General features: G+C 65.1%; 3 protein-coding genes. 2 read left to right on the top strand and 1 reads right to left on the bottom strand.

Features of this window, described 5'->3' with window-relative positions; all coding sequences use genetic code 11:
* On the bottom strand, positions 1-485 hold a 485-nt coding region (locus AC07ZH_RS20430), incomplete at its 3' end, for a TetR/AcrR family transcriptional regulator (protein WP_495201109.1).
* 77 nt (positions 486-562) lie between these two features.
* Between AC07ZH_RS20430 and AC07ZH_RS20425 the strand changes: the two genes are divergently transcribed.
* Entirely contained in the window at positions 563-1,309 is a 747-nt protein-coding gene (locus AC07ZH_RS20425; protein ID WP_495201108.1) for an SDR family oxidoreductase, read from the top strand.
* A gap of 164 nt (positions 1,310-1,473) precedes the next feature.
* Positions 1,474-2,070 (top strand): 2-hydroxychromene-2-carboxylate isomerase, encoded by a 597-nt coding sequence (locus AC07ZH_RS20420; protein ID WP_495201107.1) that lies wholly within the window; start codon positions 1,474-1,476, stop codon positions 2,068-2,070.
* Positions 2,071-2,186 lie beyond the last annotated feature (116 nt).

The raw sequence follows: 2,186 nt of genomic DNA, 5'->3' as shown, positions 1-2,186 counted from the left end.
CCCGCCGGCATCGCCCGCGCCAGCGCCACCGCCCCCACCAGCTGCGCCACCACCGCCCAGGCCTCGGCCTCGCTGGCCGTTGCGGTCGCCATGCTGTCCTTGAGGGCCACCACGCCGCGCTCAAAGGCCTGACGCGTTGCGTCGCCCGCGCGCGCCACTTCGCCCGCCAGGGCAGGGATGGCGCAGCCGGCTTCGGGCTGGTCGATGTGGGCGGGGCTGAGATACCCCTCGACGATGCGCAGCAACTGCTTGCGCGATTTGCCGTGGAAAAGCTTGCCCGAGCGCTGCAATTCGTTGTGCACGATGGCTTCGAGCAGTTCGCTCTTGGAGCGAAAGTGCGAATAGAACGCCCCCGAGGTCAGGCCGGCGGCAGCCATCAGGCCGTCGACGCCAGTGCCGGCAAAGCCCTGGCGCTTGGCCAACGCGCCCGTGGTCTTGAGCAGGCGGGCGCGGGTGTCTTGCTTGTGGGTGGTGGGGTAGCGCATGGGGGTGCCTTAAAAACGCTTGCAGTGTGGCATAACGATCGTTACGATAACGAACGTTATCTTAAACCTAGACCACTATGAACACAGAGACTCAACTGCCGCTGCGCCCCGCAGCCCTCATCGTCGGCGCGGGCGACGCCACAGGCGGCGCCATCGCCAAGCGCTTTGCGCGCGAAGGCCTGGTGGCCTGTGTCACCCGCCGCAGCGCCGACAAGTTGGCGCCGCTGGTCGATGAGATCACCCGCTTGGGTGGCCAGGCACGCGGCTTTGCCTCCGACGCGCGCAAGGAGGACGAGGTGGTGGCGCTGGTGGACACCATCGAGCGAGAAGTCGGCCCTATCGAGGTGATGGTGTTCAACATCGGCGCCAACGTGCCTTGCAGCATCCTGGACGAGACGGCGCGCAAGTACTTCAAGATCTGGGAGATGGCCTGCTTCGGCGGCTTCCTCGCCGGGCGCGAGGTGGCCCGGCGCATGGTGGCGCGCGGGCGCGGCACGATCCTGTTCACCGGCGCCACGGCCGGTCTGCGCGGCTCGGCCAACTTTGCTGCTTTTGCCGGCGCCAAGCATGCGCTGCGCGCGCTGGCGCAAAGCATGGCGCGCGAGCTGGGGCCGAAGAACATCCATGTGGCGCATGTGGTGGTCGACGGCGCCATCGACACCGATTTCATCCGCGAGAGTTTTCCCGAGCGCTACGCGCTGAAGGACCAGGACGGCATCCTCAACCCGGATCACATTGCCGACAACTACTGGCATTTGCACGCCCAGCCGCGCGACGCCTGGACCCACGAACTCGACCTGCGCCCCTGGATGGAGCGCTGGTAATTCCACTTCTAAATCAAACGATTACTTTGTCGGCTTCGCTTCGCCAGTACGCCAGTACGCCAGTACGCCAGTACGCCAGTACGCCAGTACGCCTGTACTGTCTGCGCTTCGCCTTCGCGTACTCGATTGATTGAGAAACCGAATAAACACTGCTGGAGCACACCATGAGCAAAACCGTTGAATTCCTGTTTGACCTGGGCAGCCCCTACAGCTACCTGGCTTGGCACCAGTTGCCCAAGGTGGCAGCAGCGCAGGGCGCTGCCATCGTCTATACGCCGGTGCTGCTGGGCGGCATCTTTCAGGCCACGGGCAACGCCAGCCCGGCCGAGGTGCCGGCCAAGGCGCGCTACCTGGACGTTGACCTCGCGCGCTGGGCGCAGGCCTGGGGCCTGCAGATTGCCAGCAACCCGGCGTTCCCCATCAACACGCTGGCGCTGATGCGCGGCGCCGTCGCCATGCAGATGCAGGGCGAGGGGCCCTTCCAGCGCTATATGCAGGCGATGTACCACGCCATGTTTGGCGAACCGCGCAATATGGGCGACCCGGCCGAGGTGGCGGCCGTGCTCACGGCGGCGGGGTTCGATGCGGCGCAGTTCATGGCGCAGATCGGCGAGCAATCGGTGAAGGACCGGCTGAAGGACAACACCAGCCAGGCGATTGCGCGTGGGGTCTTCGGTGCGCCGAGCTTCTTCGTGGGCGAGCAGCTGTTTTGGGGGCAGGACCGGCTGGATCAGGTCGCGCAGGCGCTGGCGCGCGTCTGATGCTCTCAAAAAAATAGCTGCTAGCGCTTATACGGTAAGGGCGGATTCAAGTCCAAGTGCAACATTTGTTTAATGTACTGAATCAGCCTGGAGGCTCAGCCGCTGCAAGTGCTGCG

Source organism: Simplicispira sp. GW247-4R2A, assembly GCF_059424465.1.
The sequence above is the reverse complement of the archived record's forward strand: the minus strand, read 5'-3'. Positions and strand labels throughout refer to the sequence as shown.